This window comes from Vibrio sp. B1FLJ16 (assembly GCF_905175385.1).
GTDB lineage: Bacteria > Pseudomonadota > Gammaproteobacteria > Enterobacterales > Vibrionaceae > Vibrio.
The window spans coordinates 882281-904674 of the sequence record NZ_HG992749.1; the positions used below are offsets into that span (position 1 = coordinate 882281).

Annotated in this window: 16 protein-coding genes and 1 pseudogene; 13 read left to right on the forward strand and 4 right to left on the reverse strand. The window is 45.4% G+C overall.

The window, feature by feature from the left end; translation table 11 throughout:
• The first annotated feature begins 90 nt into the window (after nucleotides 1-90).
• The 8 genes from sdhC to sucD all read left to right on the forward strand — a co-directional run bounded on the left by sdhC (nucleotide 91) and on the right by sucD (nucleotide 9774).
• Nucleotides 91-483 (forward strand): succinate dehydrogenase cytochrome b556 subunit, encoded by a 393-nt coding sequence (gene sdhC / locus KHN79_RS04105; RefSeq protein WP_182011386.1) that lies wholly within the window; start codon nucleotides 91-93, stop codon nucleotides 481-483.
• On the forward strand, nucleotides 477-821 hold the full coding sequence (gene sdhD / locus KHN79_RS04110) for a succinate dehydrogenase, hydrophobic membrane anchor protein (protein ID WP_128413576.1): 345 nt from the start codon (nucleotides 477-479) through the stop codon (nucleotides 819-821). The genes sdhC and sdhD overlap by 7 nt, the downstream gene beginning before the upstream one ends.
• Nucleotides 822-2588: a succinate dehydrogenase flavoprotein subunit gene (sdhA, locus tag KHN79_RS04115; protein ID WP_182011385.1), complete on the forward strand. Its 1767-nt coding sequence runs from the start codon at nucleotides 822-824 to the stop codon at nucleotides 2586-2588.
• A 14-nt stretch (nucleotides 2589-2602) separates the two neighbouring features.
• Nucleotides 2603-3313: a succinate dehydrogenase iron-sulfur subunit gene (locus KHN79_RS04120; protein ID WP_182011384.1), complete on the forward strand. Its 711-nt coding sequence runs from the start codon at nucleotides 2603-2605 to the stop codon at nucleotides 3311-3313.
• Nucleotides 3314-3481: 168 nt separating this feature from the next.
• Nucleotides 3482-6307 (forward strand): 2-oxoglutarate dehydrogenase E1 component, encoded by a 2826-nt coding sequence (sucA, locus tag KHN79_RS04125; RefSeq protein WP_182011383.1) that lies wholly within the window; start codon nucleotides 3482-3484, stop codon nucleotides 6305-6307.
• 28 nt (nucleotides 6308-6335) lie between these two features.
• A complete protein-coding gene (gene odhB, locus KHN79_RS04130) occupies nucleotides 6336-7541 on the forward strand; it encodes a 2-oxoglutarate dehydrogenase complex dihydrolipoyllysine-residue succinyltransferase (protein ID WP_182011382.1) in 1206 nt (401 codons plus the stop codon).
• Nucleotides 7542-7735: 194 nt separating this feature from the next.
• The gene (sucC, locus tag KHN79_RS04135) at nucleotides 7736-8902 is read left to right on the forward strand and encodes an ADP-forming succinate--CoA ligase subunit beta (protein ID WP_086495315.1); all 1167 of its coding nucleotides are present in this window, start codon (nucleotides 7736-7738) and stop codon (nucleotides 8900-8902) included.
• A complete protein-coding gene (gene sucD, locus KHN79_RS04140; RefSeq protein ID WP_182011381.1) occupies nucleotides 8902-9774 on the forward strand; it encodes a succinate--CoA ligase subunit alpha in 873 nt (290 codons plus the stop codon). Before sucC ends, sucD begins: the two co-directional genes overlap by 1 nt.
• Nucleotides 9775-9872: 98 nt before the next feature.
• Here the strand turns inward: sucD and znuB are convergent, their stop codons facing one another.
• The gene (gene znuB, locus KHN79_RS04145) at nucleotides 9873-10658 is read right to left on the reverse strand and encodes a zinc ABC transporter permease subunit ZnuB (RefSeq protein ID WP_182011380.1); all 786 of its coding nucleotides are present in this window, start codon (nucleotides 10656-10658) and stop codon (nucleotides 9873-9875) included.
• Complete coding sequence (znuC, locus tag KHN79_RS04150) at nucleotides 10651-11439, reverse strand: zinc ABC transporter ATP-binding protein ZnuC (RefSeq protein ID WP_182011379.1); 789 nt, start codon at nucleotides 11437-11439, stop codon at nucleotides 10651-10653. The genes znuB and znuC overlap by 8 nt, the downstream gene beginning before the upstream one ends.
• A 78-nt stretch (nucleotides 11440-11517) precedes the next feature.
• Between znuC and znuA the strand changes: the two genes are divergently transcribed.
• The 5 genes from znuA to KHN79_RS04175 all read left to right on the forward strand — a co-directional run bounded on the left by znuA (nucleotide 11518) and on the right by KHN79_RS04175 (nucleotide 19907).
• Nucleotides 11518-12399 carry a zinc ABC transporter substrate-binding protein ZnuA gene (gene znuA, locus KHN79_RS04155; RefSeq protein ID WP_182011378.1) on the forward strand — a complete coding sequence of 294 codons (882 nt, stop codon included), beginning with the start codon at nucleotides 11518-11520 and terminating at the stop codon, nucleotides 12397-12399.
• Between the two features lie 467 nt (nucleotides 12400-12866).
• Nucleotides 12867-16244 (forward strand): AraC family transcriptional regulator, encoded by a 3378-nt coding sequence (locus KHN79_RS04160; protein ID WP_182011046.1) that lies wholly within the window; start codon nucleotides 12867-12869, stop codon nucleotides 16242-16244.
• A 926-nt stretch (nucleotides 16245-17170) separates the two neighbouring features.
• On the forward strand, nucleotides 17171-17398 hold the full coding sequence (locus tag KHN79_RS04165; RefSeq protein WP_182011047.1) for a FeoA family protein: 228 nt from the start codon (nucleotides 17171-17173) through the stop codon (nucleotides 17396-17398).
• Entirely contained in the window at nucleotides 17398-19680 is a 2283-nt protein-coding gene (feoB, locus tag KHN79_RS04170) for a Fe(2+) transporter permease subunit FeoB (protein ID WP_182011048.1), read from the forward strand. The genes KHN79_RS04165 and feoB overlap by 1 nt, the downstream gene beginning before the upstream one ends.
• Entirely contained in the window at nucleotides 19677-19907 is a 231-nt protein-coding gene (locus KHN79_RS04175; protein WP_182011049.1) for a FeoC-like transcriptional regulator, read from the forward strand. Before feoB ends, KHN79_RS04175 begins: the two co-directional genes overlap by 4 nt.
• 72 nt (nucleotides 19908-19979) lie before the next feature.
• Here KHN79_RS04175 and KHN79_RS04180 read toward each other — a convergent pair whose 3' ends face one another.
• A complete protein-coding gene (locus tag KHN79_RS04180) occupies nucleotides 19980-20408 on the reverse strand; it encodes an HIT domain-containing protein (RefSeq protein WP_182011050.1) in 429 nt (142 codons plus the stop codon).
• A gap of 99 nt (nucleotides 20409-20507) precedes the next feature.
• Nucleotides 20508-22240 (reverse strand): annotated as a pseudogene (gene argS / locus KHN79_RS04185) (arginine--tRNA ligase).
• Nucleotides 22241-22394: the final 154 nt, after the last annotated feature.

The window sequence follows — 22394 nt, forward strand, 5'->3', positions numbered from 1 at the left end:
GATTATTTGCTGAATTTGTTGCAAAGATGTTAACTTTTGTACATTTGGAAGCTGAAATTGGTTATAACAATAAATGCTCAATGGAGCTGAGTGAGCAAGCCCGTGAAAGAAAGAAAGTCAAGACCTGTTAATTTAGATTTACAGACCATCCGCTTTCCTATCACAGCAATCGTATCCATCCTGCACCGTGTGTCAGGGGTAATTACGTTTGTTGCGGTGGGTATACTACTTTGGTTACTGTCCATTTCTCTGTCATCCCCAATGGGTTTTATGGAAGCTACAGATATCGTTGATGGCTTCTTCGTAAAATTCATCTTGTGGGGAATCTTAACTGCACTCGCGTACCACATTGCTGGTGGTATTCGTCACTTGTTGATGGATCTAGGTTATTTTGAAGAACTGGATTCAGGCACGATGAGCGCGAAAGTTGCCTTCGGTGCTACTGCAGTATTGTCACTATTGGCGGGGATAATGGTATGGTAAAACACGTCTCTTCATTTGGTCGTAATGGTGTACACGATTTCCTACTGATTCGTGCGACTGCCATCATTATGACGCTATACACGATTTATCTGGTTAGCTTCTGTGCATTCTCAGATATCTCTTATGCATCTTGGACCCAATTCTTTGGTGGTACTTTTACCAAAGTTTTCACCATGTTGGCGCTGCTATCGGTACTGATTCATGCTTGGATTGGTATGTGGCAAGTCTTCACCGACTATATTAAGTGCGCGAAACTGCGTGGCGCACTACAACTTGGTGTTATTGCCGTGCTATTCGGCTATGTCTTCTCTGGTCTATTTATTTTGTGGGGTGCGTAAGTGTCTATTCCAGTTCGTGAGTTTGATGCCGTAGTAATCGGCGCTGGTGGTGCAGGTATGCGCGCTGCACTACAAATTTCTGAGCAAGGCCTTTCATGTGCTTTGCTATCTAAAGTATTTCCAACTCGTTCTCATACAGTATCAGCGCAGGGTGGTATCACCGTTGCTCTGGGTAACTCGCACAAAGACGATTGGCAGTGGCACATGTACGATACTGTAAAAGGTTCGGACTACATTGGTGACCAAAACGCCATCGAATACATGTGTAAAAACGGACCTGAGTCTGTTATCGAGCTAGAAAAAATGGGTCTTCCATTCTCTCGTTTTGATAATGGCTCTATTTACCAGCGTCCATTTGGCGGTCAGTCAAAAGAGTTTGGTGGTGAGCAGGCTGCGCGTACAGCAGCGGCGGCAGACCGTACAGGTCACGCACTTCTTCATACGCTTTACCAACAAAACGTTAAGCACAAAACGACCATTTTCTCTGAGTGGTACGCGTTAGATTTGGTGAAAAACCAAGATGGCGCGATCATGGGTTGTACTGCGATTTGTATGGAAACAGGAGAAATCTGTTACTTCAAATCTAAAGCAACAATCCTTGCTACTGGTGGTGCAGGCCGTATTTACGCTTCAACAACTAACGCGCATATTAACACTGGTGACGGTGTTGGTATGGCTCTACGCGCGGGCGTTCCTATGCAAGACATGGAAATGTGGCAGTTCCACCCAACGGGTATCGCTGGCGCAGGTGTTCTTGTAACAGAAGGTTGTCGTGGTGAAGGTGGTTACCTTCTAAACAAAGACGGCGAACGTTTCATGGAACGTTACGCTCCAAACGCGAAAGACCTTGCAGGTCGTGACGTTGTTGCACGTTCTATGATGATAGAAATCCGCGAAGGCCGTGGCTGTGACGGTCCTTGGGGTCCACACATTAAACTGAAACTGGATCACCTAGGTAAAGAAGTGCTTGAGTCACGTCTGCCTGGTATCTGTGAACTGTCTCGTACGTTTGCACACGTTGATCCTGTAAAAGAGCCGATTCCTGTAATCCCGACTTGTCACTACATGATGGGTGGTGTACCGACTCAGGTTTCTGGTCAGGCAATCAAGCAATTGGCTGATGGCAGCGAAGCGGAAGTCCAAGGACTATTCGCATGTGGTGAAATCGCTTCTGTATCTGTTCACGGTGCGAACCGTCTTGGTGGTAACTCACTACTAGATTTGGTTGTATTTGGGCGTGCTACTGGTCTGCATCTTGGTGAAACACTTGCAGCACAAGTTGAAGCTCGCCCAGCGACGGAATCCGACATCGAAGCTTCTCTGTCGCGTACTATGCGTTGGGAGAACAGTACTGGTGGTGAAGATCCGGTACAAATCCGTAAAGATCTGCAAAGCTGTATGCAAAACAGCTTCTCGGTATTCCGTGAAGGTGATGCAATGGCAACAGGCTTGGAAGAGCTGAAAGTGATTCGTGAACGTCTGAAAGACGCTCACCTAGCGGATAAGTCTTCTGAGTTCAACACTCAGCGTATTGAGTGTCTTGAGCTAGACAACCTGATGGAAACGGCATTCTCAACAGCTGTTGCAGCTAACTACCGAACAGAAAGCCGTGGTGCACACGCTCGTTTCGACTTCCCAGAGCGTGATGACGAGAACTGGCTGTGTCACTCTATCTACAACCCGGAAACAGAAGCGATGACTAAGCGTGATGTAAACATGACGCCAGTACACCGCGACGCGTTCCCGCCGAAAGTACGTACATACTAAGGGAGGAAATGAAGATGAAACTTAACTTCTCTTTGTACCGTTACAATCCGGATGTAGACGCTAAGCCTTACATGAAAGACTACACGCTTGAGGTAGAAGAAGGCTCAGACATGATGGTTCTGGATGCACTGATTCTGCTTAAAGAGCAAGATCCAAGCATTTCATTCCGTCGTTCTTGTCGCGAAGGTGTTTGTGGTTCTGATGGTTTGAACATGAACGGTAAAAATGGTCTTGCATGTATTACACCGTTGTCTGCTCTTCAAGGCGACAAGATCGTAATTCGCCCACTTCCGGGTTTACCTGTAGTACGTGATCTTATCGTGGATATGACACAGTTCTACGACAACTATGCGAAAGTGAAACCATTCTTGATTGATGATGGTGCATTACCACCATCACGTGAGAACCTGCAATCGCCAGAAGACCGCGCGCATTTAGATGGTCTGTACGAATGTATTATGTGTGCATGTTGTACAACATCTTGCCCGTCGTTCTGGTGGAACCCGGATAAATTTATCGGTCCGGCAGGTCTACTTGCGGCATATCGTTGGTTAATTGATAGCCGCGATACGGCGACAGATGAACGCTTGTCTGATCTTGATGATGCATTTAGCGTTTTTCGTTGCCATGGCATCATGAATTGTGTAAGTGTTTGTCCTAAAGGACTAAATCCGACGAAAGCTATCGGCCATATTAAGTCGATGCTGGTAAATCGCTCGGTGTAATTTACTCGTTATCGAAACAGTTGCAGTGTTATGTAAAGAAAGATCGATTACATCACTGCAACTGCAAAATCGAGTAGCAGAATATTAAAATTGTCGATTGTTAGAATCGGCTGTTTATAGCTCGGCGTAGACCGAAGCAAACGTGAAAACTACTGGTTAAGGGAAAATATGCACAACGGCGTGATGAAGGCATGGCTCGAGTCTTCACACTTGGCTGGCGCCAATGCAACGTACGTAGAGGATCTCTACGAACTGTATCTAAGTGATCCCGATCTGGTAAGTGAGGAGTGGAAACGTGTCTTTGAAGGCTTGCCGAAGCCGACAAAAGAAGTGGCAGAACAGCCGCACTCACGTGTCCGTGACTACTTCCGACGACTCGCTCAAGAAACGAAGCATTACAATGTCCAAGTTAGTGACCCAGATGTCGATGCAAAACAAGTAAAAGTTCTACAGCTAATCAACGCTTACCGTTTCCGCGGGCACGAAGCTGCAGAGCTGGACCCACTAGGTCTTTGGCAACGTCCAACCGTTGCGGAGTTAGACCCAGCATTTCATAATCTTACCGACGAAGACTTCGAAGAAACTTTCAATGTAGGTTCTTTTGCTATTGGGCAAGAAACTATGAAGTTGAAAGACATTTACGAAGCCCTCAAGAAAACTTACTGCGGTTCCATCGGTGCTGAATACATGCACATGACTGACACAGAGCAAAAGCGTTGGATTCAGCAACGTCTTGAGTCTGTCGTAGGCCAGCCATCATTCAATAACGATGAGAAACGTACTTTCCTAGAAGAGCTAACAGCAGCTGAAGGCCTTGAGCGTTATTTAGGCGCTAAATTCCCGGGAGCAAAACGTTTCTCACTAGAAGGTGGCGATGCGCTGATCCCAATGACGAAAGAACTGATTCGTCATGCGGGTACAAGTGGTATGCGTGAAGTAGTTATCGGTATGGCTCACCGTGGTCGTTTGAACATGCTGGTGAACGTACTGGGTAAAAAACCTCAAGACCTGTTTGATGAGTTTGCTGGTAAGCACGATGAAACATGGGGTACCGGTGACGTTAAGTACCACCAAGGTTTCTCAGCTGACTTCGCAACTCCGGGCGGTGATGTACACTTAGCGCTGGCATTTAACCCATCACACTTAGAAATCGTAAACCCTGTAGTTATGGGTTCTGTACGTGCTCGTCAAGACCGACTGGGTGATAACGAAGGCAGCAAGGTTCTTCCTATTACCATTCACGGTGACTCAGCAATTGCAGGTCAGGGCGTAGTTGCGGAAACGTTCAACATGTCTCTGGCGCGTGGTTTCTGTGTAGGTGGTACGGTCCGCGTCGTTGTCAACAACCAAGTTGGCTTTACTACGTCGAACCCGCGTGATACTCGCTCAACCATGTACTGTACCGATATCGCTAAGATGGTACAGGCACCGATTTTCCATGTTAATGCGGATGACCCAGAAGCGGTTGCGTTTGTTACGCGTATAGCACTGGATTACCGTAATGAGTTTAAGCGTGATGTTGTCATTGATTTGGTGTGTTACCGCCGTCATGGCCACAACGAAGCAGATGAGCCAAATGCGACTCAGCCGTTGATGTACCAAAAAATCAAGAAACACCCGACACCTCGCAAGCTGTACGCTGATGTTCTGATTGATAAGAATGAGTCAGACATTGAAACTGCGACTCAACTGGTTAATGAATATCGTGACGCTCTAGACCGCGGTGAAGTCGTGGTAAAAGAGTGGCGTCCTATGGCCCTTCACTCTGTTGACTGGTCTCCGTACCTGGGTCATGAGTGGGATATGCAGTGGGAATCTCAATACGATACACAGCGTCTGATTGAGCTTGGTAATCGTATTTGTCAGTACCCTGAAAGCCATAAGCTACAAAGCCGTGTAAACAAGCTATACAACGATCGTGTAGCGATGATGACCGGTGAAAAAGCAATTGACTGGGGTATGGCAGAAACTTTGGCTTACGCTACGTTGGTTGATGATGGTAAGCGAATCCGTATTTCTGGTCAGGATTCTGGTCGTGGTACGTTCTTCCACCGTCACTCAGTGCTGCACAACCAAACGGATGCGAGCACCTACATTCCTCTGGCTAATATTCATGACAAACAGGGACCTTTCGAGGTATTTGACTCTGTATTGTCAGAAGAAGCGGTATTGGCATTTGAATACGGCTATACAACAGCGGAACCTGGCGGTTTAACGATCTGGGAAGCGCAGTTTGGTGACTTTGCCAACGGTGCTCAAGTCGTTATCGACCAGTTTATCTCTTCTGGTGAACAGAAGTGGGCTCGTTTGTGTGGTTTGACGATGCTTCTGCCTCATGGCTATGAAGGTCAGGGTCCAGAACACTCGTCTGCACGTTTAGAGCGTTACCTGCAGTTGTGTGCTGAACAAAACATGCAGGTAGTTGTGCCATCAACTCCGGCTCAGGTTTACCACATGATTCGCCGTCAGGTTGTACGTCCGATGCGTCGACCTCTGATTGTAATGTCTCCGAAATCATTGCTTCGTCATCCGCTTTGTACTTCGACAATTGAAGACCTTGCAGAAGGTACGTTCCAGGCAGCTATCCCAGAAGTGGATAACCTGGAAGCAAGCAAAGTGAAACGCGTTGTGTTCTGTTCCGGTAAGGTTTATTTCGACCTGCTTGAGCAACGCCGCAACAACGAGCAAGAAGACGTAGCGATTGTTCGTATTGAACAGCTTTACCCATTCCCGATGGAAGAAGTACAAGCTGCAATCGCTCAATACACAAACGTTGAAGACTTTGTGTGGTGTCAGGAAGAGCCTCAGAACCAAGGTGCTTGGTACTGTAGTCAACATAACTTCCGTGCCGCTATTCCTGCAGGTGCAGATCTTAAATACGCAGGTCGCCCAGCTTCTGCTTCGCCAGCAGTTGGCTACATGTCGGTGCACTTGAAACAACAAAAAGCGTTGGTTGAAGACGCTCTGAACGTGAACTCAAAAACTTCGGATTAAGAACTAGAAGTTAAAGGAAGAAACAGTTATGACAATTGAAATTCTGGTTCCAGATTTACCTGAATCAGTTGCTGATGCAACCGTAGCGACATGGCACAAACAACCAGGCGAGACTATCGAGCGTGATGAAGTTCTGGTTGATATCGAAACAGATAAAGTTGTGCTTGAAGTTCCAGCTCCGGAAGCAGGTGTTCTAGAAGCCATCATTGAATTAGAGGGTGCGACAGTACTTTCTAAACAGCTGCTTGCTAAAATCAAGCCGGGTGCTGTAGCTGGTGAACCAACTGCAGATACGACAGAAGGCACTCAGGCTTCTCCGGACAAACGTCACAAAGCTGCGCTTACTGAAGAGAGCAATGAGGCGCTTAGCCCTGCAGTTCGCCGTCTACTTGCGGAACACAACCTGGAAGCAGGTCAAGTGAAAGGCACTGGTGTAGGCGGTCGTATCACACGTGAAGATATCGAAGCTTACCTGGCAAACGCAAAAGCGCCGGCAAAAGCTGAGGCTCCTGTAGTAGAAGCACCTGCTGCTGCACGCAGTGAGAAACGCGTGCCAATGACCCGTCTGCGTAAGACTGTTGCAAATCGTCTGCTTGAAGCTAAGAACAGCACTGCGATGCTTACGACGTTTAACGAAGTGAACATGAAACCAATCATGGACCTTCGTAAGCAGTACAAAGATCAGTTCGAAGAGCGTCATGGTATCCGTCTGGGCTTCATGTCTTTCTACGTGAAAGCAGTGACTGAAGCTCTTAAACGTTTCCCTGAAGTTAACGCGTCTATCGATGGTGATGACATCGTTTACCACAATTACTTCGACATCAGCATGGCGGTATCTACGCCACGTGGTCTGGTAACTCCAGTACTGAAAGACTGTGACACTCTAGGCTTTGCTGATGTAGAGAAAGGTATCAAAGAGCTGGCAGTTAAAGGTCGTGATGGCAAGCTGACAGTAGACGAGCTAATGGGCGGTAACTTCACCATTACTAACGGTGGTGTGTTTGGTTCACTGATGTCTACGCCAATCATCAACCCACCGCAATCAGCGATTCTTGGTATGCACAAGATCCAAGAGCGCCCGATGGCTGTGGATGGCAAGGTAGAAATCCTGCCAATGATGTACCTGGCGCTATCTTACGATCACCGCTTAATTGACGGTCGTGAGTCGGTTGGCTTCCTAGTAACTATTAAAGAGCTACTGGAAGATCCAGCACGTCTCCTGTTAGACGTTTAATATCTCTAAAACGTCTAGCTGCTGTAGGTAGCTAGACGTCAAAAATTTCAATGGCTAGACTAGCTCAACGTTTGGCCTTCATTTGAATCACCGAGTGATTGATTTGAGAAGACCCTACAGACGTATAAGCAGCCAAGACTGCAGCGTTATGGAAATAATAAATCCCTTAGGGGAAAAACAAACGGAATATCGAAATGAATTTGCATGAATACCAAGCCAAACAGCTGTTTGCAGAATTCGGTTTGCCAGTACCAGAAGGCTACGCATGTGATACACCACAAGAAGCTTTTGAAGCTGCGGGCCGCATCAGTACAGCAAAGAAAGTCGTTAAATGTCAGGTTCACGCTGGTGGCCGCGGTAAAGCGGGCGGCGTAGAGCTACACGACACGAAAGAAGGCGTAAAAGAGTTTGCACAAAAGTGGCTAGGTAAAAACCTAGTAACTTACCAAACAGACGCAAATGGTCAGCCAGTAACTAAAATCCTTGTTGAAGAAGCTTCCAACATTGCAAACGAGCTTTACCTAGGTGCGGTAGTAGACCGTGCTAGCCGTAAGATTGTTTTCATGGCTTCTACAGAAGGTGGTGTGGAAATCGAAAAAGTTGCGGAAGAAACTCCGGAGCTAATCCACAAAGCCGCAATCGATCCACTAGTAGGCCCACAAGCTTACCAAGGTCGTGAGCTTGCGTTCAAACTTGGTCTTGAAGGCGACCAAATCAAACAATTCGTTAAGATCTTTATGGGTCTTGGCACAATGTTCTCTCAGTACGATCTTGCTCTACTAGAGATCAACCCGCTTGTGATTACTGGCGAAGGCAACCTTCTATGTCTTGACGGTAAGATCAACATCGATTCAAACGCACTTTACCGTCAGCCTAAACTACGTGAAATGCACGATCCATCACAAGAAGATGAGCGTGAAGCGCACGCAGCTCAGTGGGAACTGAACTACGTAGCACTAGATGGTAATGTAGGCTGTATGGTTAACGGTGCTGGCCTGGCGATGGGTACGATGGATATCGTAAACCTGCACGGTGGCAAACCTGCTAACTTCCTTGACGTAGGTGGCGGTGCAACTAAAGAACGTGTTGCAGAAGCATTCAAGATCATCTTGTCTGATGACAACGTTAAAGCGGTACTAGTAAACATCTTCGGCGGCATCGTTCGTTGTGACATGATCGCAGAAGGTATTATCGGTGCGGTTAAAGAGGTAGGTGTAAACGTACCGGTTGTTGTTCGTCTGGAAGGTACTAACGCAGACCTGGGTCGCGAAGTGCTTGCTAATTCTGATGTTGATATCATTGCTGCTGAGTCGCTAACAGATGCTGCTCAGAAAGTTGTTGCTGCTGCGGAGGCTAAATAATGTCTGTATTAATTAACAAAGACACTAAAGTAATCTGTCAGGGTTTCACTGGTGGTCAAGGTACTTTCCACTCAGAGCAGGCTATCGCATACGGTACGCAAATGGTTGGTGGTGTTTCTCCTGGTAAAGGTGGTCAAACTCACCTAGGTCTTCCAGTATTCAACACAGTTCGCGAAGCAGTAGAAGTAACTGGTGCAACAGCAACAGTAATCTACGTACCAGCAGCTTTCTGTAAAGATGCAATCCTGGAAGCGATTGATGCAGGTATCGAGCTAATCGTTACTATTACAGAAGGTATCCCGACAACAGATATGATCGATGTGAAAGTGAAGCTAGAAGAGACTGGCGTTCGCATGATCGGTCCTAACTGTCCGGGCGTTATCACTCCTGATGAATGTAAGATCGGTATCATGCCTGGTCACATCCACAAGAAAGGTAAAGTAGGTATCGTATCTCGCAGCGGTACATTGACTTACGAAGCGGTTAAGCAGACTACAGACGAAGGCTTTGGTCAGTCTACTTGTGTTGGTATCGGTGGTGATCCAATCCCTGGTTCAAACTTCATTGATATCCTAAAACTGTTCCAGGAAGACCCAGAGACTGAAGCAATCGTAATGATTGGTGAAATCGGTGGTACAGCAGAAGAAGAAGCGGCAGCGTTCATTAAAGAGAACGTAACTAAGCCAGTTGTTTCTTACATCGCTGGTGTAACTGCTCCTCCGGGTAAACGTATGGGCCACGCTGGTGCGATTATCTCTGGTGGTAAAGGTACTGCTGAAGATAAATTCGCTGCACTAGAAGCTGCCGGCGTTAAGACGGTTAAGTCTCTGGCGGAAATCGGTAAAGGTCTGCGTGAAGTGACTGGTTGGTAATACATCAACCCATAAATACTAAAAAGCCTGCGAATATTCGCAGGCTTTTTTAATTCTGTTTGTCTTGTCCTGAAAGTATCGGTTTAATTTAAACACCGTTAGGCTGGGCGTTTGATTAGCTGGCTTAACATAAAGAGGAATGTTGCGCTAATGACTACCGAAGGGCCGGCTGGGGTATCGAAGTGCCACGAAAGACTCAATCCCATCATGACGGCAACGGAACCAATGACAGAGGCTAAAACTGCCATTTGTTCTGGTGACGACGAGACTTTTCGCGCCGTCGCTGCAGGGATTATTAGCAGGGAAGTCATGATCAGAGCACCCACAAACTTCATGCCCACCGCGATTACAACCCCTACCATTAACATCAGTACTAAGCGAACTAAATCCGTATTTACTCCTTCTACCGCAGCAAGCTCTTCACTGACAGTACTAGACAGAAGTGGACGCCAGAAAATGTATAAACACACACTCACCGCAATAACGCCGGCATAAATGAACATTAAATCCTGTGGTGACACCGCGAGCAAGTCGCCAAAAAGGTAGCTCATCAGGTCGACACGTACATTGTCTAAAAAGCTCACTGAAACTAAGCCAACAGATAAAGAACTATGCGCCAGAATACCCAGCAGAGTATCAGTTGCCACTAACTGCTGTTTTTGCAAAGTGACCAGTAATACAGCCAGAGCTAAGCAACAGACGAGCAGGGCGAGATAAAGGTTCACGTTGAGCAGGAAACCAAGTGCCAGCCCCATTAATGAGGCATGCGCTAGTGTATCGCCAAAGTAGGCCATTTTTCGCCAGACTACAAACGAGCCAAGCGGACCTGCAATAATGGCAATACCAATGCCCGCGAGAATTGACGGCAGTAAAAACTCAATCATGATGGTGGTGTCCGTGCGAGTGATTTGAGCATGAAGTCGCGTCACCGGAAACAGGTGAACCAGCTAAATCATGATGATGATGGTGATGGTCGTGATGATAAAATGCTAAAGACTCGCGAGCAGCGGTACCAAAAAGCGCGATATAAGAAGGGTGCTGGGTTATCGTCGCAGGCGAACCACTGCAGCATACGTGATGGTGTAAGCAGACAACATCATCGGTTTTAGCCATGACTAAATGTAGATCGTGTGACACCATAAACACGCCACAATCAAATCGGTGACGGATAGTTTCAATTAGATCGTACAGATCGATTTGTCCCTGTACATCAACGCCTTGAGCTGGTTCGTCAAGCACCAAAAGCTCCGGGCGTTGCAGCAGCGCTCGGGCAAGTAATACGCGCTGGTTCTCACCACCAGACAGGCGATGCATATTACTCTTTATAAGATGCTCAGCTCCAACAAGGCGTAATGCATCAATACATTCTTGTTTGCTGTATTTAGCCGCCAGATTCAAAAAACGGATAACGGTGAGCGGTAAAGAGTCATTGAGTTTAAGTTTCTGCGGAACATAGCCTACTTTCAGATTACGTTTTTTACTAATCTGACCCGTCGTTGGCTTTTGTAAGCCTAAAATAACTTTAACTAAAGTCGACTTTCCTGCGCCGTTGGGACCGATAAGAGTTGTAATCTTTCCCTTTTCTAATACCAGAGTGACATTGTCGAGTACCTTGCGTTCGTCAAACACAACGCTCAGGTTCTCCAGACGGACTAGTGAAGACATGAATGGAACTCATTTGCAAAGATATAATGTTATAATGTAACATTATGTCACTTCCCACACGATATCCCAAGTAAAACTATGAAAAGAGCTATAATTTTTGCTGTGTCAGCAATCTTAACCTTACCTGCGCATGCGGTAACGGTGTTAACCAGTATTAAACCGGTTCAGATGATCACAATGGAGCTTACTGAAGGTGTGACAAAGCCTGATGTACTGTTGCAAACTAATGCCTCACCGCATGATTACGCATTGCGTCCGTCAGATGTAAAAAAAGTTGCGATGGCTGATTTATTTATCTGGTACGGGCGAGATCTGGAACCTTTTCTTGAAAAAGTCGTGACCGGCAAAGGTAATGTGTTAACTGTAAGTAACATTCCGGACCTCTCCCTGCGTGAGTTTGATAGTGAGCACAGTCATGGCCATGATGGTCACGAGCATGGCTCATATGATCCACACTTTTGGCTGGGTGTTGAAACGGTCCAACAAGTTGCCAACGCGATTACAGACAAGTTAGTAGAAGTCGATCCCAATCATGCAGATAGGTATGTAGCTAATTTGAAAAAGTTTGCAGAGCAGTTGAAAACTACTGATGCAGAGTTGAAGCAGAAGCTGACTCCTTTCACAAACAGCGGATATTTTGTGTTTCATGACGCTTACGGGTACTTCGAAGAGCAATATGACCTCAATCAGCTGGGGCATTTTACTGTGAGCCCTGATCGCAAGCCAGGAGCTAAAACTCTGATTGAAATTAGAAAAAAACTTGGTTCTGGTGATGTTGCCTGTGTGTTCTCAGAACCACAATTTACTCCAGCCGTTGTAGAAAGTGTGATGCGTGGTAGTCAGGTTGCTAAAGGCGAACTGGATCCTATGGGAAGCGAAATTGAAGTAAAAGCGGGAAGTTACTTCATGTTTTTACATATGATGGCAGACAGCTTCACGCAGTGTTTAAGTCAGAAATAGAGAGTTAATTGCTAGGGTCTGTTTATCTTTCGAGCTGATTTTTGCAGCGATTTGTGGGTTATTTATACAAGGCAGAGGCTTTGAAATGTAGTTATTCTACCTGATAAGCCGATAACGCAGTAGAAAGGAGCCACAAACGCTGCCCAAAGGGTTCGGCTAAAAGCGTTTTACTCTTTGTTGAGAGGTTTTTGCTTAGAATGACTAGGCTACAAACCTCTCGCCGCGATTAAAACGCTTTTATCTCGAACAAAAATTAACCGCGAAAGATAAACAGACCCTAGTTATTGTAGGAACTTTCTTTTTTACGTGATCTGCCTGTAAGAAATTGTAACCTTTGGCAAAGCGAACCTTTTCTCTAAAATCAATTGAGATATTATTATCCCATAATTAGCGACTCAAAATAACCGTGTTATAGAAGACATGAAGCGATACGAGTTGGTATAAATTTAGATATATAAGGTTTCGTTTTGCTGCGCTATCTAGTTCTCATGTTTATGGGAGCCGTTGTTTCATGCCATGCATTCGCGTTTAATAACGCCAATGCCATCTTTTACCCTTTGCCTACTCAGGTTAAGGGCACTTTTATTGCGGCGAAACAATTGTTTTTAGGCGAGCAGGGCGGTCTTTGGATTCATGATGTGCATGGTCGTGTCTTGTTCTATGATGGCCAGAATGTTCTTCCTAAATCAGGTAGCTTTCTACAGAGCCCGGCCAAGCAGCTTGCTTACTATAAAGGCTCATTTTGGACTTTCATTGAAAATGAAGTCTACCAAACTTATCCGAACCAAGAACGAAGTTTGGTTTTCAGTCTGAATCCGGGTTCCCAGATTAGAAAAATTGGCTCTTCTGCACACTATATTTGGGTCAGTGACGGTGCACATTTCTATACTTACAATATCTATACCAGTGAGCTAAAAACGTTTTCACTACTCCAGCTCTACCAGCACAGCAACAACAGCTACGTCTACATTAACGATGCGATATTTGTTGATAATAAATGGGCGCTAGCCACCACATCTGGTTTCTACCTCTCCGAGGGCAATGAGTTTGATCACATCATTGCATCGGGTCAGCATTACATCGAAAAAATCTACTATTCTCCTACTCGCCAAGAAATATTAGTTGGCACCCTTCGAGGGGCATTGATTTTCAACATAAATCAACCCAACAAGCACGTAACAAAAATTGGCGGTTCACATGTCCTGACATTCGCCGAGACAAATCAAGAGTACTGGGTCGGAACCGAGCATGGCCTGTATCTATACTCTTTCCTGACAGGGGAATCCACCGAAGTTGAATCAGCCAGTTTTCTCGAACTTGAGCTGGACAGTACCAAGATATATTCACTTTTAAGTGATGATATGGGGGGGATTTGGATAGCAACCAATCAGGGGATCCGTTATTACTCCCTATTCAGTAAAAAGTTTGAGCGAGTTACTTTTAGTAGTTATGACTCACAAACGTTAGCAGGCCGGATCCGGCAAACAGTCACAGGACCTGACGGGGTATTATGGTTTGCTGATGACCACAAGCTTTACCGCAGTGGGAAACATGGTTACGAAAAAGTGATCGAATCAAGTTCTCAAATTAATGAGTTTGCGTTTCAAGGTGGCATGCTTTGGCTGGCTACATCGATAGGGTTAGAAGTCTATGAACTAAACGGATTAACTAAGGTCAGCTTTCCTTACTTGCAAGTATTGGCAGGCCATGAGGTTGATCATCTTGCGCCTGACGGAAGTTCACGGATGTGGATATCAAGTGGTTATCAGCTCTATAACCTTGATATTGCAAATCAGCGGGTCCGGAACTTTGGTAGCGAATGGCTGGTAAGTCAGTACTTACCTGCAAAAATTACCCGTTTGTATGATACTGAAGAGCTGTTATTGATTGGTACCGATCACGGAGTTTATGAATATGACGATGAGAGCATCCGTTTTAACCGCTTTTCAGAAAAGTTCGGTGAGTCGTTAGATATCATCACTGCTGCAGATGGAAGCCAGTGGTTTGCATCGTCTTATGGTCTGTTTAAAACGGTTGATGGTAGTGATGAAAGACAGGTTTTGGACCTGAGTGTTCCTAATGCCAGGCCTGCATGTATGATCAGCGATGCTCAGGGTGTCTGGCTGGCTTCATCTGTTGGATTAAGCTATTACCGACTGTCAGGTGAGTTAGTTAAGCACTTCTCTTCATCTTCCGGTCTGATAAATAACGAATTTCTTCCGGGTGTCTGTACGGTAATCGAGAGAGTAAGTCAAAACGAAAGCGACCTAGTATTAGGTTCGAAGTATGGCCTAGTGAAAGTTGAAGCTTCAAAGTTGTTGGTTTCTAAAGCGCCGGAATCTAAGTTTATTGTAAGTCTCGTGATACACGAGAACGAAGTTATTCGGGTAGGAAATGCTGATCTAGAAGGAGTTGATTTCCCTTATGGTTCATCTTTAAGCTTTCTATTTGGCACTATGCCAAGGCCAGACAGCCAAAACTTATACTATAGGTTGAGTGAAGGCGAACAATGGCAGAGGTTGGAAGGGGGGCATCTTACTCTGGAAAGCCTTAACTCTGGCCAATATCACTTGCAGATAAGCAGTCAATCACAACTCGCTGCAGGCTTAATAGGGCTAGAATCTAGTTTCGTCGTGCAGCAGCCATGGTACTTATCTTCGCTCGCTATATTTTGTTTTTTAGCGGCGACGCTTGTTGTTTTAGCGTTACTTACTTATTGGCGATCTCGTTATATGGTGCAAGTGAATAGAGCTCTCGCGGCGCAAGTGACCCTGAAGACCAATCAGTTAAGACATCAAAGTAGAGTGCTTTTAACCAGTAACCAACAACTTCGCAAGCAAATCCAGGTGAGAAACTTGTTGGTCGATCACGTCGCTCAGTCTATACGCACTAGTGTGAACTATATTGCCTCTAAGGTTCCTATGGACACGGATGCTACCGCCCAAGACCACCTTTCCAAGACATACTGGCAACTGAATGAATTAAGAAGCGTACCAAGTGATTCCAATAGCGGCAGTCAAAATTACAATCTGAGCCAGATAACTCAATCCGTCGTCGATGTCTGGCAAGATGATTTTGCGAAAGCGGGCATCAAGGTAGAGCTTATTGATGAGCATAAATCGAGCCGAATCGCTCTGGAAAGCTTCAATCTGGACGTGATATTCAACAGCATTTTTGCCAATATTATTAAGCGATCATATCGCGGTCAGACCGTTAAGATTATGCTCGCGCAAGGCAGCGATATTGTATGGTTGAGTTTTATAGACTACGGAGCCCAACTGCCGAGAAAACTAACAGCCGGCCGTATTTCAAGCGGTAATAACGTTGACCTCAGTATCGATAACTTATCCCAACTGGTTGAAGATAGTGGTGGTCATTTAGCACTGTTTGTTTCAGATGCACAAAATAAAATAGAGATCACATGGCCTGTAGCCAAAGAGTTAAGCCATGTAGAAGAAGTATTGCCAGAATTTGATTCAGAAAATTCTGCTGAAGAGCTGGTTAGCCCTGAAGAAGAATGGTTGCAAAAGGTCTACCAGCTGGTGGCTGAGCACTATCATGATGCAGAATTTGGTACCGCTACAGCAGCGAAAATGTTGTTTATGTCTGAGCGTAGTTTACAACGACGTTTTAAGTCAGCCTCGTCAAGAACGTTAAAAGATTACGTGACTGAGGTGCGTTTAGAAACTGCCTGTGAACAGCTGCTTGCCGGAGAGAAAATCAGTGAGGTTGCATTCAACTGTGGTTTCAACGATCCCTCTTACTTTAGCCAGAAGTTCAGACTACATTTCGGCTTGCCTCCTTCGAAGTTCGCAATGACTCAAGACGCCCAGGAAGTCAGTTAACAAACCTTATTTGTTTATACTTTAGTGACCTTCAAGATGTATGGCTGTGAGTGTTGACTCGTCTGTAAGTGGAGCCGTTCTTGTTGAACGGAGTGTCTTGAGGTTGTTTGGGTAGGTATAGCCGAATAACGTGGACTTGTATCACTGGCCGTAATTTTGAATCCTGGGCAGCGCAGTACAAAAGGCTGGTCATTCTTCAGAGTAATGTCTTGTTTTTTCTACGATACAGTCCTTTCCTTTCTTAATAACTTATCAGTTAGAACCTCTACTGTTAACAGGCTTATTGCATTAGCGATAGATGCTTCCATTACGCAATTTCCCATTAAAGCGCTGTAATGCACAATAAGGCGCGAAATTTAAGTGCGTAAAAATATCGGTGATTAATATGATAAGTGTTCTTAGTCAGGGGTAACAGGCTGTTTGATGAGAGTGTTGAGGGAAGACAATTATTGAAAAAATATCGTGGTATAGCCGGGGGGACTATACCACGGGTGTCAATGACACCTTCGCTTGCTGCCGGAGTGGCATGTAACATGCCACCTCTGGAATTAATTTGAGAAGTTGCCTTCTCGATGGGTTAACTATACGAGGGGTTACTTATTTTTCTTATAAAAATAACGACATGTTCATATGAGAAAAGCGACAATATCACAACTATCTATCTAACTTATTGATTTTAAATGATTAAGTTTGTTTGTTGTTAAAGTTGTTACTTGTTGTTGGGAGAATGATTCGTTTAACTTGTATTGATTTTGACGGAAATGACGGAATGGAAATTGACGGAGTTGACGTTTGTAGCACGCAAAAACATTTCATCAATCTTTGATTTCACACAATGATTGTGGTGGATAACGGGAGTAACATTGGCAGCCTAACCAGTTTTAAATAATAATATTTATCATTAGCAATAAGCGTTAAGGGCCAGTATGAAGTTGTCAGAAATTTTACCCGGCGATTCAGTGACTATTCGTTTGTTAGATGGACTTTCACCTGATGTGAGGAAAAAACTGATGGTGATGGGGCTACTACCAAATACTGTAGTGAAGGTGATCAGACGTGCTCCTATGGGTGACCCACTACAAGTAGAGGTGCGCGGAGTGTCGGTTGCTGTGAGAGAAACCATTGCTCAAAAAATAGAAGTGGAGCGAATGTAATGCAGTACCAAATACTTACGGTCGGTAATCCAAATAGTGGTAAAACTACTCTTTTTAACGGCTTAACTGGCGCGAAGCAGCAGGTAGGTAACTGGGCTGGTGTGACGGTTGAGAAAAAGACAGGACAATTTAAGCACGCCGGTGATGAGTTTCTGCTTACTGACTTACCTGGCATCTATTCTTTAGACAGTGGCAATGACAGCAACAGTATCGACGAGTCCATTGCGTCACGAGCGGTACTTACTCATCCTGCGGATCTGATCATCAATGTTGTGGATGCAACGAGCTTAGAACGCAGCTTGTATATGACACTGCAACTGCGCGAGCTTGGTCGTCCGATGATTGTTGTTCTGAACAAGATGGATGCTTTGAAACGTGAACGCCAGATGATTAACGTTGCTGAACTGGAAAAGATGTTAGGCTGTCCGGTGGTTAGTTTATCAGCAACGAATAAATCACAAGTTGCGGAGTTCAAAGAACGTCTGCACAAATTGGTCGTACAGGGTGTTGCTCTTAACGATTTAGCGCTTAATTATGGCGAGGAAATGGAAGCGGCGATCCAACACGTTTCTACGCTTTTACTTTTCAGCGATCATTCTGTCTCCCACCGTGCACTTGCTATTCGTGCTTTAGAAAAAGATTCGTTAGTACTGAATAGCCTGCCTGAAACAGAAAGAACGAAGGTTCTTCAGACTATAGCTGCACTTGATCTCGACATTGATTTACATGTTGCCGATACGAAATACACTCACCTCCATGAACAGTGCAAACGCATACGCCGTAGTGAAGGAAAGCTAAGCCGCAGCGTGACAGAAAAGTTAGATCAGTTCATTTTGAACAAGTGGGTGGGTATTCCGTTTTTCTTCGTTGTGATGTACCTGATGTTTATGTTCTCTATCAACATCGGCAGTGCGTTCATCGACTTCTTTGATATCGGTGTTGGCGCGCTCTTAGTTGATGGCGGTCACCATCTTCTAGATGGTCATTTACCTGTTTGGTTAGTAACTGTACTTGCTGATGGTATTGGTGGTGGTATTCAAACGGTAGCAACTTTTATTCCTGTAATCGCTTGTCTGTATCTGTTCCTTGCCGTGCTTGAAAGCTCGGGCTACATGGCACGGGCTGCATTTGTATTAGATAAGGTGATGCAGAAAATCGGTTTGCCAGGTAAAGCGTTCGTACCGCTCGTACTGGGCTTTGGCTGTAACGTACCATCTATTATGGCGACTCGTACCTTGGATCAGGAACGTGAACGTAAACTGGCTGCATCTATGGCACCGTTTATGTCTTGCGGTGCCCGTCTACCTGTTTACGCCCTGTTTGCCGCAGCATTTTTCCCAGGCTCCGGTCAAAACATCGTGTTTGCTCTTTACCTGTTGGGTATTGTTGCAGCGGTATTCACTGGTCTGTTCCTAAAGCACACGCTATACCCGGGTAGCAGTGATAGCTTAGTGATGGAAATGCCAAATTACGAATTGCCAACCATCCAAAACGTATTAATTAAAACTTGGCAAAAATTGAAGCGTTTTGTATTGGGTGCGGGTAAAACGATTGTGGTTGTGGTCGCGATCTTAAGCTTCTTAAACTCTCTGGGTACGGATGGCAGCTTTGGTAATGAAGACAGCGAAAAATCAGTGTTATCAAAAGCAGCGCAAGTGGTAACTCCGGTATTTTCACCAATCGGGATTCAGGAAGATAACTGGCCTGCAACAGTGGGTATTATTACCGGTATCTTCGCCAAAGAAGCCGTAGTCGGTACGCTGAACAGTCTGTATACATCGCCAACTGACGGTGAAGATGCAGAGTTCGATTTAATGGCAAGTCTGGAAGAAGCGGTAATGAGTATTCCAGAAAACCTTGCAGGTCTTAGCTTCTCTGATCCATTGGGTATTGAGGTTGGTGACTTAACTGATTCTGATGCTGTTGCAGAAGAGCAAGAAGTGGATGCTTCTATTTTTGGTAACATTAAGGCCAAGTTTGCTTCTGGTCATGCAGCGTTTGCATACTTAATCTTCATTCTGTTGTACACACCATGTGTGGCTGCAATGGGGGCGTATGTCCGTGAATTTGGTAATAACTTTGCCCGTTTTATCGCGGTCTGGACTATGGGCTTAGCCTATCTGAGTGCGGCATTCTACAACCAATTGATGCACTTTGCCGACAGCCCGGTTGTCAGTGGACTATGGATGGCGGCGATTGTGGCTGTTTTCCTTGCGACTTATCGTATGTTCAAACGTATTGCTAAGAAACAGCAAGGTTCGCTGGAGGCGCAAGTGGCATGATTTTAAAAGAGCTTTATCAATATATTGCTGACAACGGGACGGTCTCACAGTCAGATTTAGCAAAGCAGTTCGGCATGAGTGAAGATGGTGCCGATGCAATGCTGAGTGTGTGGATCAACAAAGGCCGTATAACGCGTTTGTTAGACACTAATAAAGCACATGATGTTACTCGTATCCGTTATGCGGCGACAAGACAAGATGGATTGTCACTGATCGTAACAATGTAATTCTCGGATTGATGAAAAAGCCGCCTCATTTGTGGGGCGGCTTTTTGACATCTGGATTAGGGGCAAAGAGTTTTACACTTTCTGGAAAATCGAACTGAGTGACAATACATTCTGAATACGGCCAAGGACTTCATTTTGTTCTTCTTCACTGCGGAAATCACCTTTGGTGTTACCCCATATCGGCCCAGGCCAGGCCACATCGTCGATAAAGCGTGCGATATGATGAATGTGCAGTTGAGGTACCATGTTACCCAGTGCACCCATATTAAGTTTGTCTGGGATGAACGTCGCTTCAAGTGCCTGGCTTACTGCCTGAGACTCTAATAAAAACTGCCTTTGATCGTGCATAGGCAGGTGATGCAGCTCTTTCACGTTGGCACGTTTTGGAACCAGGATAATCCAGGGTACTGCATTATCTTTATGCAGCAGAGCAACGCAAAGCGGGAAATGACCAATGACTGTGGTGTCTTTTGCTAATTGAGGGTGCAGTTCAAAACTCATTTGGTATCCAATTAGTTATATTGATTAAATTCAGTATAAACAAAAAGGCTGACGCTCTCACGTCAGCCTTTGCATTTTTCAGTTTTAGCTAAGAGTCGCTTACATGCGCTCTAGTGTTTCGATACCTAACAGAGACAGACCTTGCTTGATAGTCTTGGCTGTTAGCGCCGCAAGTTTCAGACGGCTCTGCTTAACCGCTTCGTCTTCTGCAACCAGGATAGGGCACGCTTCGTAGAAGCTTGAGAACTGGCCAGCCAGTTCAAACAGGTAGCTACACATAATGTGTGGCTGACCTTCACGGGCGACAGACTGAACCGCTTCTTCAAACTGCATAAGTTTTGCGATAAGCGCTTTTTCTTTCTCGTCAGTGATTTGGATATCACCTTGAAGTTTATCCATCGCAATACCAGCTTTAGCGAAGATAGAAGCAACACGAGTGTAGGCGTACTGCATATACGGCGCGGTATTACCTTCAAACGCCAGCATGTTGTCCCAATCAAACACGTAGTCCGTAGTACGGTGCTTAGACAGGTCAGAGTATTTCACCGCTGCCATTGCTACGGTACGAGAGATTTTCTCTTTCTCTTCTGCATCCAGAGAAGGGTTCTTAGATTCGATCAGTTTTGCTGCGCGCTCTTCTGCTTCATCCAGAAGATCGGCAAGACGAACGGTACCGCCCGCACGAGTTTTAAATGGACGACCATCTTTACCCAGCATCATACCGAATGCGTGGTGCTCAAGAGAAACAGACTCTGGCACGTAGCCCGCTTTGCGTACGATAGTCCAGGCTTGCATTAGATGTTGGTGCTGGCGTGAATCGATGAAGTATAGTATGCGGTTCGCGCCTAGCTCTTCGTAACGGTATTTCGCACAGGCTATATCAGTTGTGGTATATAGGAAGCCGCCATCGCGTTTTTGAACGATAACGCCCATAGCCTCACCATCTTTGTTTTTGTATTCGTCTAGGAACACAACCTGTGCGCCGTCATCTTCAACAGCAAGACCTTGCTCTTTCAGATCCGCAACGATCTTAGGCAGCATGTCGTTGTACATGCTCTCGCCCATTACGTCATCGCGAGTCAGAGATACGTTCAGACGATCGTAGTTACGCTGGTTTTGGATCATGGTTACGTCAACCAACTTCTTCCACATTTCTGCGCAGAACTCGTCGCCGCTTTGCAGTTTCACTACATAATTACGTGCTTTTACTGCGAATTCTTCATCTTCGTCGTAAAGCTTTTTAGATTCGCGGTAGAAGGCTTCTAGGTCAGCCAGTTCCATTGAAACTTCGCCAGACTCTTGTTGTACACGCTCAAGGTTTGCGATAAGCATACCGAACTGAGTACCCCAGTCACCAATGTGGTTGGCGCGAATCACTTTATGACCTAAGAATTCAAGGGTACGAACCACAGCATCACCGATGATGGTTGAACGCAGGTGACCAACGTGCATTTCTTTTGCTACGTTTGGCGCAGAGTAGTCAGCAACAATAGTTTGTGCTTCTTCCTCTGCCACGCCCAGGCGTGAATCTGCAAGAGCTGCATCCGCTTGTTTCGCCAGAAACTCTTCGCTTAAGAAAATGTTGATAAAACCAGGGCCAGCGATTTCTGTTTTGCTCGCGATACCATCAAGGTCCAGAACATCCAGTACTTTCTGTGCAAATTCTCGTGGGTTAGTACCCAATTTTTAGCAACGCCCATTACGCCGTTTGCCTGGTAGTCACCAAATTGTGGCTTTGCTGATTGGCGAACAGCTGCAGGACTGCCTGCAGGTGCGCCAGCGGCTTCTAGAGCCTGAGATACTTTGTCATTAATAAGTGCTTGGATATTCACACGCGTTTCCTTCAATTCGAGGACTAAGAACCCGTTATTATCGGAGTCGGGCTCTGTTGGAGTTCACAAAAATGGCGCTAATGATAACAACTTTATTGCTTTTCATACAGAGAGGATTTGGGGAAATTATTACTTTTTCGACTGAATGGAAATG

Bases quoted from the DNA above. Each gene is read 5' to 3' on its own strand.
- znuC (WP_182011379.1), bottom strand. From the start codon at position 11,439: ATGTCTTCACTAGTCCGTCTGGAGAACCTGAGCGTTGTGTTTGACGAA.
- odhB (WP_182011382.1), top strand. From the start codon at position 6,336: ATGACAATTGAAATTCTGGTTCCAGATTTACCTGAATCAGTTGCTGAT.
- znuA (WP_182011378.1), top strand. From the start codon at position 11,518: ATGAAAAGAGCTATAATTTTTGCTGTGTCAGCAATCTTAACCTTACCT.
- KHN79_RS04120 (WP_182011384.1), top strand. From the start codon at position 2,603: ATGAAACTTAACTTCTCTTTGTACCGTTACAATCCGGATGTAGACGCT.
- feoB (WP_182011048.1), top strand. From the start codon at position 17,398: ATGCAGTACCAAATACTTACGGTCGGTAATCCAAATAGTGGTAAAACT.
- sdhD (WP_128413576.1), top strand. From the start codon at position 477: ATGGTAAAACACGTCTCTTCATTTGGTCGTAATGGTGTACACGATTTC.
- KHN79_RS04165 (WP_182011047.1), top strand. From the start codon at position 17,171: ATGAAGTTGTCAGAAATTTTACCCGGCGATTCAGTGACTATTCGTTTG.
- znuB (WP_182011380.1), bottom strand. From the start codon at position 10,658: ATGATTGAGTTTTTACTGCCGTCAATTCTCGCGGGCATTGGTATTGCC.
- KHN79_RS04180 (WP_182011050.1), bottom strand. From the start codon at position 20,408: ATGAGTTTTGAACTGCACCCTCAATTAGCAAAAGACACCACAGTCATT.
- KHN79_RS04175 (WP_182011049.1), top strand. From the start codon at position 19,677: ATGATTTTAAAAGAGCTTTATCAATATATTGCTGACAACGGGACGGTC.
- sucA (WP_182011383.1), top strand. From the start codon at position 3,482: ATGCACAACGGCGTGATGAAGGCATGGCTCGAGTCTTCACACTTGGCT.
- sucD (WP_182011381.1), top strand. From the start codon at position 8,902: ATGTCTGTATTAATTAACAAAGACACTAAAGTAATCTGTCAGGGTTTC.
- sucC (WP_086495315.1), top strand. From the start codon at position 7,736: ATGAATTTGCATGAATACCAAGCCAAACAGCTGTTTGCAGAATTCGGT.